The organism is Halodesulfurarchaeum sp. (assembly GCF_036626455.1).
Taxonomy (GTDB): Archaea; Halobacteriota; Halobacteria; order Halobacteriales; family Halobacteriaceae; genus Halodesulfurarchaeum.
On the sequence record NZ_JAZKRK010000003.1, the window covers coordinates 102741 to 116669 of the forward strand.

Genomic DNA, 13929 nt, shown 5'->3' on the forward strand with positions numbered 1-13929 from the left:
ATAAAACGGAGAATACGGTCGTTTTTGGGTGTTTTGCCAGGCTCAGTGATCGATGTGTTCCCGAATCCGCTCGGGAACACTCGGATCTCGAAGCGTGGTGGTGTTACCCAGTTCCTCGTCATTCGATATGTCCTCAAGGAGCCGCCGCATGATCTTGCCCGACCTGGTCTGGGGTAGTTCGTCGACGAACCAGACGTTTGCCGGGCGAGCGAATTTCCCGATCTGCTCCTCGATGGCCGTGACGACCGCGTCCTCAAGCTCCTCGCTTTGCTCATAGCCGTCACGCAACGTGACATACACGTCCGGAACGGTCCCCTTTTGTGGGTCTTCGCGGCCCGCGACCGCGGTTTTGGCAACGGACTCGACCTCAGCGACAGCACTTTCCAGTTCCATCGTCCCGAGCCGATGACCCGCGACGTTCATGACGTCGTCGAGCCGTCCGAGAATCCGGAAATAGCCGTCATCAGCTTCCACGGCCCCATCGCCCGCCTTATAGACCCAATCCTCGGGGTCATCACTGTCGATATCTGAGAACTCCCGCCAATACTCCTCAATGAACCGATCATCGTCCCCGTGGACAGTCTGGAGCATCCCAGGCCACGGGCGCTCGATTACAAGATTGCCGGCCCTGGCCGTGCCTGCCTCGATTGTGTGTCCCTGGTCATCATAGATGGCAGGTTTGACACCCGGTACCGGTCGGCCAGCCGAACCCGGTTTCATCTCTTCCAGCGCCGGCAAGTTAGTGATGAGATGCCCGCCGGTTTCGGTCTGCCACCACGTGTCGACGATTACCGCGTCACCCCCACCGATATGTTCGTAGTACCAGAGCCAGGCCTCGGGTTGGATCGGTTCGCCGACCGTCGTCATGTGCCGGAAGTCAAAATCGTACTGCGCGGGAATGTCTTCGCCCCACTTCATGAACATGCGCACGGCGGTTGGTGACGTGTGGAAGATATCCACATCGTATTTCTCCGCGATCTCCCAGATTCGACCCTTGTGCGGGGCGTCGGGAGCCCCTTCGAACATGACACTGGTCGTCCCGAGAGCCAGCGGGCCATAGACGATGTAGGAGTGGCCCGTTATCCACCCGATATCCGCCGAACACCAGTAGGTGTCCTCGGGTTCGATGTCGAGAACGTATTTCGAGGTAGCCGCTGCGTGGGCCAGGTACCCGCCCGTGCGGTGCTGGGTCCCCTTCGGCTGGCCGGTGGTTCCTGACGTATACATCAAAAAGAGCGGGTCTTCGGCGGACCGTTCGACCGGGTCCACCTCCGCGCCCTTCTTCTGCTCTTTGACCTCGTCGACGAGGACGTAGGGATCCTCACTCGTGATCTCCACATCCGGATGAAGTTCGTCGTTCCGTTTGAACAGCAAAACTGTCTCGACGTCGGTCTCGGCGAGTTCCAGCGCCTCGTCAGCTTTGGCTTTGTGATCGAGAAACTCGCCCCGGCGGTAGTAGCCATCTATCGTGACGACAACCTTGGAGTCGGCGTCGTCGATCCGATCCGCGAGCGCCTGGGCCGAAAAGCCTCCGAAGACGGCGGAATGTGGGGCACCGATCCTGGCCGCCCCCAACATCGATACCGGCAGCGCCGGAACCATTGGGAGGTGCAGGGAGACGATGTCGTCTTCTCGGACCCCGACCTCACGATACACCGCCGCCATCTCGTTGATGCGGCGGTAGAGGTCTTGATAGGCGATTCGCTCGGTATCACCGGGTTCGCCTTCCCATAGCAGGGCCGTCTGGTCCTTGCGCTCGGGGAGATGGCGGTCGACGGCGTTGGCCGAGGCGTTGAGCGTCCCGCCCGTGAACCACTTGTAGAAGGGGGGGTCCGAATCGTCGAGAACGGTGTCCCATCGAGAGTCCCAGTCCAGCAGCTCGGCCCACTCCTCGTAGGCCTCGGGATACTGGTCCTCGAATCGGTCGTAGACGTCGGGGTTGGTCTCGTTGGCCTGCCCGACAAACTGGGGTGGCGGTCGGAAGTACTCCTGTTCGTCCAGTCGGGCTTCGATGTCGCCCGTATCCGCTTCCTCAGACATGCTTCTCTCTCATTGATTCGAGGCGATCATTTAGGTCTTGTTGCCCGAGCCAAGACTCGCCACCGGAAAAAGTAGGGCACCAACAGTTCGGAAAACCCGCTAACCAACAGTTCGGAGGTCGGGCTAACCAACAGTTTGGGTCAGGTCAGAACAGTTCGCGCTGACAGGAGCCACACAGGGTCTCTTCCTTTCGGTCGACTTCTTGGACCGTCGGGGAGAAACTCATCGCACATCGATTGTTCTCACAGTGATCCAGCCCGAGCATGTGTCCCGCTTCGTGGATGACCTCTTTCCGCAGGCGGTCCGTGAACACCTCTTCGGCCGAAAGACGCGAGAACCCACCATCAGAAGAGGTGCTGAGACGATTCGTGGATACGACACAACTCCGCCCGTCGAGATACGCGAGTCCGAAGACGTAGTTCCGGCGGCGGTAATACAGGTCCGCAGTGGTCAAACCGATCGATTTCGCGCCGCGGGTGATATCGGCAGCGAGTTCGATAAATGACTCCGCATGATATTGGCCGCGACCGGAGTCATAGGCATCTTGTGGGAGGTCCTGATCGTGGGCGACAGACACCTCGGCATCATAGACGGAACGAAGCACGGCAGAGGCTTCGCGTTTGACCGGTGGAGGGATGTCCCCGATCGGAACCAGGTCGACGCGCATGAGACACCTTTTCGTCCCATCGGGCATAAACATCTCGCCGTGAACCGCTCGCCACCCAGCCTTCTCGAGGTGCTTGCACCCTACGAGCAGCTCCTCGAGGTGGGGATCGGGCACCGAACTAACGTCGCAGCGACTCTGGCAGCGGCTGACGCCGATGTAACCGCACTCGACGTCACCGAGCGAGATGTCCCCGCTGCGGTCAGATTTCTGATCGAGGACGTGACCGATCCAGATCCAGAGCGCTACGATGACGTCGATGCGATTTACGCGCTACGACTGCCGCCGGATCTCCAGGTGCCGGTTGCCGACTTGGCAAAGACACTCTCGGTCCCGCTGTATTTCACGACGCTCGGCGCCGATCCGTCGGTCGTCCCGACCGAGATTCGGACGATTCAGGAGGGGGCACTTTATGTTCTCAGCGACCGCGGTGGTTCGGGCCCCGATCAGTGACCCTGGCCAGAACAACACACGTTTCATTGGGGCGGGGCCGGGCTAGGCAACTATGGAGGTCGACACTGTGGTTCTCGACATCGACGGGGTGCTCGTGGACGTCTCGAACTCCTATCGACGCGCAATCGTCGATAGCGTTCAGGTGGTCTACGGTAAGACGATCCCAAAGGCCCGGGTCCAGTTGTTCAAAGATGCAGGCGGATTTAACAACGACTGGCTCGTGACGGACGCGGTAGCGCTGTTCGTTCTGGCACGGTCCGCCAGTCTTGATTCGAAACTTGAGGCGTTCACCGCGGCAATCGAACACGCCGGAGGCGGACTCGAGGGGGCCAAATCGGTGGTCCGGGAGCGACTCGATGCCGAAACGGCAGCGACTGTACTCGATAGGTGGGAGCCCGACCGGCTGCGAACGGTCTTTCAGCAACTCTATCTCGGGCCAAAGGCCTACCGTGACCTGGAAGGCGGAGAGCCGGACTTGTATGACGAATCGGGGAGGGACACCAGTATCGAGTTGCCACCCGACGGGTACATGGCAAACGAACCAGTGCTCATCGATCACGACACGATCGAGGCGCTGGATGAGAACTTCGAACTCGGAGTCGTCACCGGACGTCCACGGGCCGAAGCAAAACTCGCCATTGACCGAGTAGGCCTCCCGGTCCCGCCCGAGCGGCTCTTCGCGATGGGGGACTGGCCCGGAAAGCCGGATCCAGCCGGGCTAATCACTGTTACAGAGCGGGCAGGTGGCACAGCGGTCGCCTTCGCTGGAGACACCCAAGATGACATTCGGACTGCCACAAACGCCGACTCGAACGATTCGGAGCGACGGTACGAGGGGATCGGTGTTCTCACGGGCGGGCTCTCAGATGAGGAGGGGAGGACGGCCTTCGAGGCTGTCGGAGCGGAACTAGTCCTCGAGTCGGTCACCGAACTCCCGGACCGATTGCACCCGCTCTGAGGCTCCCCGCACAATCCTTAACGCCCGCCGGACCCTCTCAGTGGCCATGCGAATTGCACTTCTCGGTGGCACCGGTGCCCTTGGTGGCGGGCTTGCCCTCCGATGGGGGCGTGACTCTCAGCACGACCTGGTCATCGGCTCACGGGATCCCAAGCGAGCCCGCAAAGCGGCTGGGACGTATGAAGCAATCCTCGATGCTCACGGGGTCGAACGGTCAATCACCGGGTTCGAGAATGGCATGGCAGCAGAGCGCGGCGACGTCGTCGTGCTTGCCGTCGCTCCGTGTCACCTCTCGGACGTGTTTGGGGACATCGGGCCGCGACTTCCCAGCGATGCCATCGTCGTGACGCCGGCTGTCAGTATTGGGGACGGAGAGAACGGAATGACCTACGAGCCACCACCACAGGGGAGCGTCGCGGCCCTCGTCCGGGAGGAAACACCCGCGAGGAATCCAGTCGTCGGGGCATTTCACACCCTTCCGGCCGATCGTCTGCAGTCCCTCGAAGAGTCACTCGACATGCACACACTCGTTTTCGGCGACGACGAAGCGGCGATAGAACGGGTCCGATCGCTTGCTGGGGAAATCACGGGGCTCGAAACACTCCTGGCTGGCCCGCTCGAAAACGCCCCGGCGGTGGAGTCAATCACGCCGCTTTTGCTGACACTCGGGCAACAAAACAACACCACGGGACTCGGGCTCAAACTAACAGATTAGGCGCCGGCCGTTTCCAGGGCCGCTTCGATAGGTTCGCGCTGGGTCACGCCGACAAACCGTTCGACGACCTCGTCGCCGGCCGTGACGATGACGGTCGGAATCGAACGAACCGAATACTCGTTTGCCATGTCGGGGTTCGTGTCCACATCGATGAACTCGAAGGTGACCTCCTCCTCGTAATCGTCCTCGATTTCCTCGATTATCGGGTCCTGTGTCTTGCAGGGCCCACACCAGTCCGCGTGAAAGTCGATGAGAGTGACGTCAGTCATCGCGTACGCAGGTTACCCCCGCGTCTCGCATAAGGGTTGCTCTCGGGGCTCGCCCGAAAGGTTTAGGCGCGTCTCCATCCTTCGGTCGAACATGAGCAGCGGCAAGAACTCGGGCGGGCTGATGTCCAGTGCCGGCCTTGTCCGGTACTTCGACTCGGAGAGCACGAACGCACTCACTATGGATCCGAAGACGGTGATCGCGTTCGGTGGGCTCTTTGGCATCCTCGTGCGTATCCTGACCATCGTCTCCTTCTAACCAGGAGCGGGCATCCTTTCTACCTGCAACTCCCAGCGGTAGTATGGACGCATATATCGACGGAGTCCGGGTGGCCGGCACCACCGACGGCCCCGTACCCGTGGTCCTCATCGGGGTCAACGATAAGGATTCGCGCCTCCTCCCAATTTTCATTGGCTTCGACGAAGCGGTGAGCATCGCCCGTGGCTTGGACGCCAGGGACATCGGTCGGCCGCTGACACACGACCTCATGCTGGACATCATCGAGGAACTTGGTGGCCGGATCGATCAGGTCGTCGTGAGCGGCCTCGAGGAGGGGACCTTCGTGGCCGACCTCCACCTCGATACCCCACGCTCCGGGGCCGTCATCGATGCCCGCCCGAGCGACTCGCTGGCCCTCGCGTCCCGAACCAATGCCTCCATCGCCGTCGTCGAGGACGTGTTTGAAGAAGGCGGTCGGCCAGGCGAGGAATTCGAGGACCTCGAGGACATCAGGGAGGTCACGGAGCTATGAGTGAGGATATCCTGGTTGACCTATTCGAGACGATCGAATCCCGCAAGGAAACGCTCCCCGAGGACTCCTACACGGCAGATCTTTTGACCCACGAGAAGGGGGAAAACGCGGTCTTGGAGAAACTCGGTGAGGAAACGACCGAACTCGTTCTGGCCGCAAAAGACGACCAAGGGGAAGAGGTAGCCCACGAAGCGGCGGATCTAGTCTATCATCTCCTCGTTCTCCTTGCCATGCAGGACATGGAGGTCGATGACCTGCTGGCGGAACTCGAAGCCCGACACGGCGAGTGAGAAGGAGTCGAGGCCGCGCCCGACGCCGATAAACGGCCTTTTACGTGCCCACAAACTACCGAAGGATATGATTTTTGAGGATCTCCAGACCACGCCCACCGCCCCGGAGCTCCTCGACACCGCGTTCTCGCGAGCGGCCAGAGCCGGCCGGTCCAAACACGGCGTCGAGGCACAACAGTCGATGCTTCAAACGGCCTCGAACGTCCTCAGCGACAACCTCGAGTACGTCGTTCGGGACTGGCCGGACTTCGAGACGGTCGATCCCTTCTATTACGAACTCGCAGATGCGCTCGTCGGTGTCGATGACCTCCGCCAGCACCTCTCCGAAGTCTCCTGGGCGGGCCACAAGACCCACGAACTGGGCCGGGAATATATCGGACGGCTCCCCAAAGGGGACGCCGACGCGGCCCGGAAGATCCGCAAACAGGGCTTTGCCCGCATGGGATCAGTCTTGAACGAGGTGGCCGAGGATCTCGAGGCCATCAGCGAGGCCCGTGACACACTCAAAACCCTCCCCGACATCGACCCGGACGCACCCACCATCGTCGTAGCTGGCTACCCCAACGTCGGGAAAACAGCCTTCGTCAATGCGGTCACTCGAGCCCACAACGAAACAGCCGCCTATCCGTTCACGACGACCGGAATCAATGTGGGCCATCTCGAACGCGACCACATCACGTACCAGGTCGTGGATACGCCGGGGCTCCTCGACAGACCCACAGAAGAGCGAAACGAGATCGAGTCCCAGGCGACCAGTGCACTCTCACACGTCGCCGATCTTGTATTGTATTTCTTCGACCCGAGCGAAACCTGTGGCTACCAACTCACGGCACAGGAGTCCTTGCGGGCGGATATCGAAGCGACCCTCGACGCCCCGATGCTGATCGTCTGTAGTAAAGCCGACGTGTCACAGGAGATCGAGGCGGACTTTTACATGACGATTCCGTCAGAAACCGAAACGGAGGTCGTCGGCGACACGCCGGACGTCGTCATCGAAGCAGCGATCGAGACCCTCGACGTAGAGATCGAACTCCCCTTTGAGGAGTAACTCCGGTCGGCCTCGCTCACGTCGACAGTCAGATACCGAACTTCGACGTCGGCCGAACCCGCTGCAGCCTCGGCTATCTGGGATTCGAGCACGGCAGCAAGGTCCGATGGTTTCGTGACGCCCTTCGCAACCCCAACAGTCACGACGACGCGGTCGACGTCCCGGTAGAGCATCGTCTGTTGGTACTGAAAGTCGACCTCGAGGAGTTCGGCCTCCCCGTACTCCGCAAGGGTCCCCTCAACCGTCATTTGGGCCTGTTCTTCGAAGGTCGATGTCTGATACGCCGCATAGGTCGTCGCCCCGAGAAACACTGAGAGGGCAGCGATCGCGACGGCCAGAACTGCGACCCGTTTGAGCGTCGCACTGCGGGCCTCCGAGAGTTGAAACCACTCCTCGGGTTGGTAGCCTTCGTACCACAGGACGAGGAGCGCGGCGAGGTTGATCGAGAGGACGTTCACCAGCACGAGCACTGACGCACCGACCACCGCCTGTGGCATTGCCCACGCGATCCCGATGCCGATGACGGCCGTCGGCGGGACCAACGCCGCTGCGATCATGACGCCCACGAGGGCGGTCGAAACCCCCGTGGAAAGGCTCAAAGCCCCTGCGACGCCCGCGCCGAGCGCGACCGCCAACGCGAGGAAATCGGGGGAGAGGCGACCGCTCACCTGTTCGATCGCCAGCAGATCGATCCCCGGTGGGACGAGGTTCACGGCTCTGGCGAACATCGCAAAGATCGCTGCCGCAGCGATTGCCACGGCGAATCCGATCGCCTGCCGAGTCACCCCTTCGACGAACAGGTCCTGATCGGCGACAACTGACCCGACACTCGTTGCCATCGCGGGACCAATGAGCGGTGCAATAACCATCGACCCGACCACGATAGCCGGCGAGTCAAGCAGGATCCCCGCCGTGGCGACCACGGCGCTGATGACCGACAGCACCACGTAATTCTCGAGGTTGGGAGCGAGGTCCTCGACAGTCGTCACGAGTTCCTCCCGGGCGATTTTCGCCGGGTCCTCATTCGTCTCTTCTGCGTACTGCTCCTGGAGGGCGTCGAATTTTCGGGAGACGATGGTTTGGGCGTCGAGAACGACAGTGGTGGATTGTTCGTCAACCCCGGCCTCACGCAGCGCGGAAAGAACGTCTTCGACGGCCTCGGTCGGGAGCGGAAACGAAACCACCGCTGCGACTGCACGGTTGCTGGTTTCCTCTGAAACCACGTAGTCCACGTCAAAGGAGTCGAGAGTCTCGAGGACCGCCTGCTGTTTGCCAGTCGGTACTGTGACTTGAACCAGCCGCATGCACCGGATTTCGACGGTCAGGGACATAAGCATTGGCGCAGCCTCTGGACTGTCCGCAGGGTCACAACCCGTATATCGACGGACCGACAAGTGAGGGCATGTTCGACACGCGTCCGGACCGTTCCAGGGAAGTGGTTCTCGTGGGCCGGTCCAACGTCGGGAAGTCCACGCTCATGCGGGAGCTCACCGGACACTCCTTCAATACCGGCCGGAGCCCGGGTGTCACCCGCTCGCCCAACCACTACGACTGGGCCAGCGAGGACTTCATGATCAGCGATCTGCCGGGTTTCGGATTCATGTCCGGGGTGGCCGAAGAGACCCGCGAGCAGATCAAAACCGACGTCGTCCAGTATCTGGAGGCCTACGCCGACCAGATCCTTGTCGGGGTTTTAGTCCTGGATGGCAAAGCTGCAGTCGACATCATTGACCGCCACACGGAGGCTGGAAACCTCCCCCACGTCGTGGAGTTCTTCTCGCTCCTGGAGGAGTTCGGGATTCAGCCCGTCGTGGCCGTGAACAAGATCGACAAGGTCGATACTACTGACAAACGACTGGACGAAATCGCTGAGCGACTGGGGATGATGCCACCGTGGACCCAGTGGCAGGATGTCATCGCCCCGATCTCGGCCAAACAGGGACGGATCAAGGCCCTGGAGGAGGCTGTCTGTACGCATCTCGAAGCCGAACGGGTCGAAGAACTCAAGCAGTTTTTCACCTAAGAGCGGGCGACTCGGGAGAAAACCTCGTCACAAGGGGCTCGGAGGGGGTAACTCCTCGTCACTGTCGCCCAGGGCAAACTATTCGCTCCGACCGGTTAACGATTTGCCATCCAGGTACCGAGGTCGGCATGGCGATCGGCCACCGCCCCGATCTCAGTGCCATCGAGTGCCCCCTTCTCAGTGAGGACCCTATCAATCAGTTCGCTCTCGATTCGCTCGAAATGAGGGTGGACTGTTCGGAGCGGCGATGCAGTTGCATCCGCCACCTCCGAGTCCGGATCGATACGGGTCTCCACGGGTCCGGAACTGATTTTTGCGGTCGCGGCAGCAACGGTCATCGGGACGGTGAACCGCTCGGCAGCTAGGGCCGCTGCTCTGGTCCCGACTTTGTTGACAACCGCGCCGGTGGCACCAATCGTATCCGCGCCAACCAACACGATATCTGCAGTCTCGACCGCTCGTGGGATACTCGTGTCTTCATAAAGAGTCACGTCCTGGCCCCGTTCTGCGAGAGTCTTGGCCAAGGTCTTCCCTTCACCACCCGGGCGCGAGAGAGCCACATTGACGGACTCAGGTAATCCCAGCTCCAGCGCTCGCTCGACAGTACCCGATCTGGACAGCGTGAAGACGGTTCGGCCCTCGATCGCCTCGGCGGCCCGTTCAGCGGTATCCCGATCCGCATGGAACGCTCGTTTCAGTCCGTCATGAGCGACCTCTCGAAGAGCCTCCGGCCGTTTCCGCTCGCTGACCGCCGCCATCGCCCGATCGATCCGAACTCGGACAACAGCCATCGCCTCCCGGGCTGCCCGCAAGTCTGCCGCGAGGTCAGCGAGCTTCTCCCACCCGCCATTTTCGGCGGCGACGAGTGTGGCTTCGTCTCGGAGTACTTCGAGGGCCCGCCGAGAGATGGTTGCGGAGCCACCCTTCGTATCAGCCCCAACCGATTCGAGCGTGGGGCGCACCCGCTCCCAAGAGGTCCACAACTCGGGCACGGTCTCCCGCTCGCGGATCTTTGGTGGGGACACCCAGGCCGTTTCGGTCGTCTCCCAGTTCGGCGTGATCGTCCGGGTCTCAGTTTTGAATCGGAAGGGGTTGACGGTCCAGCGAATGTCCAAGTCCGAATCCGGTACCTCGAACGGTTCGCCCCGGTTGATCTGGGTGACTGCGTCGGATTCGAGGCCGGTTTCCTCTCGGATTTCCTGTCTGGCTGCGGTTGCCGGTGTGTCTTCCACGTGGCCGGCGACCGCGCCCCACGCCCCCGAATACGAACCCACCTCCTCGCTTCGGCGGAGCAACAACATGTCGCCTCGGTGAGTAAGAAAGACGGTGACGACTGTCCGTTCCTCCATATGTGTCCTTCGAGAGGTGGGCTCTTTGTGTTTGCCCGTGTCGGTACGAGTGATTTTCCATCTCCGCAGAAAGCGACGCGGGCACCCCAGCAGTCGTGATTCGGGATTTCGACTGGGGAACCCCCGGCCAACCAAGGAACTCTTTCGCCCCAAAGAACGGGAGTACCAGAAAGAAATTTCCAGGCGTGAGCGTAAGAGAATTACGGCCAGCCACTGAGCAGGTTCGAGAGTCCGCCAAGAGCCAACCCACCAGTCACGCCAAACGTAATTGTGAGGACGACGACGGCGACAAGGAGCAAGACGGCTGCGACCGGGTCGGTCGCGGCCACGCTCCCGAACGTCGAGATGGCCTCGATAAGGTCAGCCAGGAGCCATACCATATGTCGAGTTGGGGGAGCAGCCGTATAAATCTCGCCCGAAGTCCCGGACGGGACCGGCCCGAGGTGAGCCGAAAACAAGTCCTGAACGCGCCAGACCGAGGAACAACCAGGGGTGCCGGTTTTCCCGTCGACAGTGTTTAATATATCCCTTCCGTATCGATGAGCGTAATGTCGGAAGTCTGCTCGACGTGCGGATTGCCCGAGGAACTCTGCGTCTGTGAGGACGTCGCGAAAGAGTCCCAGGAGATCTCGATCCGCATCGACGAGCGCCGTTACGGAAAGGAAGTCACCGTCATCGAAGGATTCGATCCCAGCGACGTGGACCTCGACTCGCTGTCATCAGACCTCAAATCGAAGATGGCCTGCGGGGGCACTGTTGACGACGGGGAGATCGAACTCCAAGGTAACCATCGCGATCGCGTCGAGGATTTCCTCCTCGATCGCGGGTTCAACATCGCCTAAGCGTCCCGTTTTCCGGACAGACCGGATTCGTTAGTCGATCGCCGTCGATTCGAACTGCTCCAGACTGTCGGCTGTGGCTTCGCCCCGTGCCGTGAGTTCGTAGGTCACGTAATTCCCGTCCCGGTCCGTGCGGACGAGCCCGGCCTCTCGGAGCTGTTTGAGATGATAGGAGAGTTTGGAGTACTCCACGTCGAATACCTCGACGAGGTCACAGACACACAGCTCCGAGACGGTTAACAACCCCAAGATTCGAAGCCGCCGCTCGTCGGCCACAGCTTTGACGACCGCGACCTGGTCCGCAATATCCTCGCTCGCTACCGTCTTCAGGTCGGCCATCGTGTCCGCGTGAACGCGAAACGTCTCGGCGTCTTGTTCCATTCGTCTCATCGAACGGTTTCGAGTGTAAAGAGTGTGTTTCTCACGCCGAAGCGAAGATATCCGTGAGTGTCGCCACGTCGGGCACCTCGCCCTCGATGACGATATCGCCGTCGACAGCTACTGCCGGCGTGTGCATGACACCCCGATCGATGATCTCCATATCGTCTTCGACCTTCGAGATCTCCTCGGGGGTGAAATCGAGTGTTTCGACCGCGCGATTCACGTTCTTTTCGACTTTCTTGCACCGGGGACACCCGGGACCAATGATTTCGATGTGCATGGGTGTGTTAGGCCATCGTTGCAATCGAGGCGAGACCAGAGATTGGAGTTCGCTTTGCCTCCGACCGCCTGGAATTGAGCACGATCCGAGACGAGACGACCCTGGAGATGCCGCCACCGATGAAAAACGCCGGGACGAGACAGGTGAGAACCTGGAGTTTTCGGTCCGAGACCGTCTTGTCGAATCCAGTCTGTCGGACCGCCGCGGCGAGTTCGAGCATGGCAGCTATTCCAACGTACTCTCAAGCAGGAGGTGATAAAACGCTAATGGTTTCAAATTTCTTTTGAACCGACATCGGAGTTCGGCCGGGCTGGGAGTTCAGTTGCAGCCATGGTTTTGCATCCCGGAGCGATCCGGATTGAACAGTCTCTCAAAGGCTAATACAGGTGGGCAAGAGCAGCTACACAACGCCCAGGGCGCGTATATTCAGCAAACCCGATATCAGGAGCGTGAACCCCTTAAGGCTCGGTCTCGTGGTAGAAAGCCAATGAGATTGGATTTATGAAGGGGACGACTGACCGAATTCACGTTCTTCATGTCGATGATGAGCCAGATTTTGCCGACATGGCCGCCGAGTTTCTGGAGCGGGAAGACGACCGGATTTTCGTCCAGACGGCGACGAATGCTTCGGACGGGCTCGAAGTTTTCGCTGACACCGATATCGACTGTATCATTTCCGACCATGATATGCCAGGCCAGAATGGCATCGAGTTTCTCGAAACCGTCCGGGAAAAACGTCCCGGGCTTCCCTTTATTCTCTACACAGGGAAAGGCTCCGAAGCGGTTGCTAGTGAGGCGATCAGTGCTGGAGTTACCGATTACCTCCAAAAAGAGAGCGGGACCGAGCAATATGAAATTTTGGCGAATAATATCGTCTCATCGGTCCAAAAGTACCGGAGTGAACAGGAACTCGAGGACCTTCGTCGGCGATATACCACGTTGGTCGAACAGAATTTCATTGGTATCTACATCATTCAACATGGGGAGTTCGTCTATGTGAACCCGCGGCTTGCAAAGATTCATGGCTACGATGATCCCACGGAAGTTATCGGGATGTCACCGTTGGATCTCGTTGCTCCCGAAGAACGTGACAAAGTCCAGGCCAACCTCGAACGGCGATTTACGGGCGAGGTGGAAGAAATCCGGTATCAAACGATCGGACTCCGGAAAGACGGCGAACGAATCGACATTGAATTACATGGCTCCCGGATCGAACATGATGGTGATACGGCCGTTATCGGTGCCGAGTTAGATATTACCGATCGCAAAGAGCGGGAACGTGTACTCACGGCGGAGAAAGAGCGGTACTCGGCACTTGTCGAGCAAAGTCACGATGGGATACTTGTTCTGCAAGATGCGGAGATCAAGTTCGTGAACGATCAGGCGGTAAATATTTTAGAATACGAAGAACCCGAGTTACTCGGCAAACCGTTTCTTGATATCATTGCGCCACAAGATCGAGATCGGATTCAGGATCGATACCGTCGCCGACTTGATCCCGAGACAGAATCGCCACCTGCCCAGTACGATCTCCAGTTCCTTACAAAAGCCCGCGAGCAGCGCTATGCAAATATATCTGCGGCCAAAATCCAATTCGACGGCAAACCTGCTGATTTAGTCACGTTCCGTGATATTACCGAGCGAAAAAAACACACACGCCGGCTTGACACACTCATCAACAACCTCCCGGGTATCGTTTATCGTGCCCAGAATGATCCTGACTGGCCGATGGAGTTCGTCAGGGGTGAATGCGAATCACTGGCGGGTTATTCCGCTGAGGCTATCGAGGAGGGGGAGATAACTTGGGGAGAGGACATCATTCACCCAGCGGACCAACAAGCGGTCTGGGAGTCGGTCCAGAAGTCACTCGA

General features: G+C 59.7%; 19 protein-coding genes. 10 read left to right on the top strand and 9 right to left on the bottom strand.

Translation table 11 applies throughout. From position 1 onward, the window contains the following. Positions 1–42: 42 nt before the first annotated feature. Positions 43–2040, bottom strand: a complete 1998-nt coding sequence (gene acs, locus V5A26_RS02000) for an acetate--CoA ligase (protein WP_332320373.1) — start codon at positions 2038–2040, stop codon at positions 43–45. Between the two features lie 145 nt (positions 2041–2185). Continuing rightward, positions 2186–2707: an archaemetzincin family Zn-dependent metalloprotease gene (locus tag V5A26_RS02005; RefSeq protein WP_332320374.1), complete on the bottom strand. Its 522-nt coding sequence runs from the start codon at positions 2705–2707 to the stop codon at positions 2186–2188. 39 nt (positions 2708–2746) lie between these two features. Here V5A26_RS02005 and V5A26_RS02010 point away from each other — a divergent pair, with 39 nt between their 5' ends. The 3 genes from V5A26_RS02010 to npdG are packed head-to-tail and all read left to right on the top strand — an operon-like array spanning position 2747 to position 4830. Continuing rightward, complete coding sequence (locus V5A26_RS02010; RefSeq protein ID WP_332320375.1) at positions 2747–3157, top strand: UPF0146 family protein; 411 nt, start codon at positions 2747–2749, stop codon at positions 3155–3157. A 52-nt stretch (positions 3158–3209) separates the two neighbouring features. After that, complete coding sequence (locus V5A26_RS02015) at positions 3210–4115, top strand: TIGR01548 family HAD-type hydrolase (protein WP_332320376.1); 906 nt, start codon at positions 3210–3212, stop codon at positions 4113–4115. A 46-nt stretch (positions 4116–4161) separates the two neighbouring features. Then, positions 4162–4830, top strand: a complete 669-nt coding sequence (npdG, locus tag V5A26_RS02020) for an NADPH-dependent F420 reductase (RefSeq protein WP_332320377.1) — start codon at positions 4162–4164, stop codon at positions 4828–4830. Here npdG and V5A26_RS02025 read toward each other — a convergent pair. Beyond that, positions 4827–5099, bottom strand: a complete 273-nt coding sequence (locus V5A26_RS02025; RefSeq protein WP_332320378.1) for a thioredoxin family protein — start codon at positions 5097–5099, stop codon at positions 4827–4829. The genes npdG and V5A26_RS02025 overlap by 4 nt on opposite strands. A 91-nt stretch (positions 5100–5190) precedes the next feature. Here V5A26_RS02025 and V5A26_RS02030 point away from each other — a divergent pair, with 91 nt between their 5' ends. The 4 genes from V5A26_RS02030 to V5A26_RS02045 all read left to right on the top strand — a co-directional run bounded on the left by V5A26_RS02030 (position 5191) and on the right by V5A26_RS02045 (position 7186). Further along, on the top strand, positions 5191–5355 hold the full coding sequence (locus V5A26_RS02030; RefSeq protein WP_332320379.1) for a preprotein translocase subunit Sec61beta: 165 nt from the start codon (positions 5191–5193) through the stop codon (positions 5353–5355). Positions 5356–5398: 43 nt separating this feature from the next. Continuing rightward, positions 5399–5848, top strand: a complete 450-nt coding sequence (locus V5A26_RS02035; protein ID WP_332320380.1) for a bifunctional nuclease family protein — start codon at positions 5399–5401, stop codon at positions 5846–5848. Continuing rightward, the gene (gene hisE, locus V5A26_RS02040; RefSeq protein ID WP_332320381.1) at positions 5845–6138 is read left to right on the top strand and encodes a phosphoribosyl-ATP diphosphatase; all 294 of its coding nucleotides are present in this window, start codon (positions 5845–5847) and stop codon (positions 6136–6138) included. The genes V5A26_RS02035 and hisE overlap by 4 nt, the downstream gene beginning before the upstream one ends. 67 nt (positions 6139–6205) lie before the next feature. Beyond that, a complete protein-coding gene (locus tag V5A26_RS02045; protein WP_332320382.1) occupies positions 6206–7186 on the top strand; it encodes an NOG1 family protein in 981 nt (326 codons plus the stop codon). On the opposite strand, the gene V5A26_RS02050 is transcribed toward V5A26_RS02045, so the two are convergent. Further along, positions 7069–8490: a TIGR00341 family protein gene (locus V5A26_RS02050; protein WP_332322191.1), complete on the bottom strand. Its 1422-nt coding sequence runs from the start codon at positions 8488–8490 to the stop codon at positions 7069–7071. The genes V5A26_RS02045 and V5A26_RS02050 overlap by 118 nt on opposite strands. A 98-nt stretch (positions 8491–8588) precedes the next feature. On the opposite strand from V5A26_RS02050, the gene engB reads away from it, so the two are divergent. Beyond that, positions 8589–9209: a GTP-binding protein EngB gene (gene engB / locus V5A26_RS02055; protein WP_332320384.1), complete on the top strand. Its 621-nt coding sequence runs from the start codon at positions 8589–8591 to the stop codon at positions 9207–9209. A gap of 95 nt (positions 9210–9304) precedes the next feature. On the opposite strand, the gene V5A26_RS02060 is transcribed toward engB, so the two are convergent. Beyond that, positions 9305–10558: an NUDIX domain-containing protein gene (locus V5A26_RS02060; RefSeq protein ID WP_332320385.1), complete on the bottom strand. Its 1254-nt coding sequence runs from the start codon at positions 10556–10558 to the stop codon at positions 9305–9307. A 200-nt stretch (positions 10559–10758) separates the two neighbouring features. After that, on the bottom strand, positions 10759–10938 hold the full coding sequence (locus V5A26_RS02065) for a hypothetical protein (protein ID WP_332320386.1): 180 nt from the start codon (positions 10936–10938) through the stop codon (positions 10759–10761). Between the two features lie 168 nt (positions 10939–11106). Between V5A26_RS02065 and yciH the strand changes: the two genes are divergently transcribed. Beyond that, positions 11107–11400 (top strand): stress response translation initiation inhibitor YciH, encoded by a 294-nt coding sequence (gene yciH / locus V5A26_RS02070; RefSeq protein ID WP_332320387.1) that lies wholly within the window; start codon positions 11107–11109, stop codon positions 11398–11400. A gap of 30 nt (positions 11401–11430) precedes the next feature. Here yciH and V5A26_RS02075 read toward each other — a convergent pair whose 3' ends face one another. Genes V5A26_RS02075 through V5A26_RS02085 form a run of 3 tightly spaced genes read right to left on the bottom strand, consistent with a single transcriptional unit; the run spans position 11431 to position 12278 of the window. Continuing rightward, on the bottom strand, positions 11431–11778 hold the full coding sequence (locus V5A26_RS02075) for an ArsR/SmtB family transcription factor (RefSeq protein ID WP_332320388.1): 348 nt from the start codon (positions 11776–11778) through the stop codon (positions 11431–11433). 40 nt (positions 11779–11818) lie between these two features. Next, positions 11819–12058 (bottom strand): thioredoxin family protein, encoded by a 240-nt coding sequence (locus tag V5A26_RS02080; RefSeq protein WP_332320389.1) that lies wholly within the window; start codon positions 12056–12058, stop codon positions 11819–11821. Between the two features lie 7 nt (positions 12059–12065). Then, entirely contained in the window at positions 12066–12278 is a 213-nt protein-coding gene (locus V5A26_RS02085; protein ID WP_332320390.1) for a hypothetical protein, read from the bottom strand. 281 nt (positions 12279–12559) lie between these two features. Between V5A26_RS02085 and V5A26_RS02090 the strand changes: the two genes are divergently transcribed. Further along, positions 12560–13929, top strand: a 1370-nt coding sequence (locus V5A26_RS02090) for a PAS domain S-box protein (RefSeq protein WP_332322192.1), incomplete at its 3' end; no start/stop codon positions are given.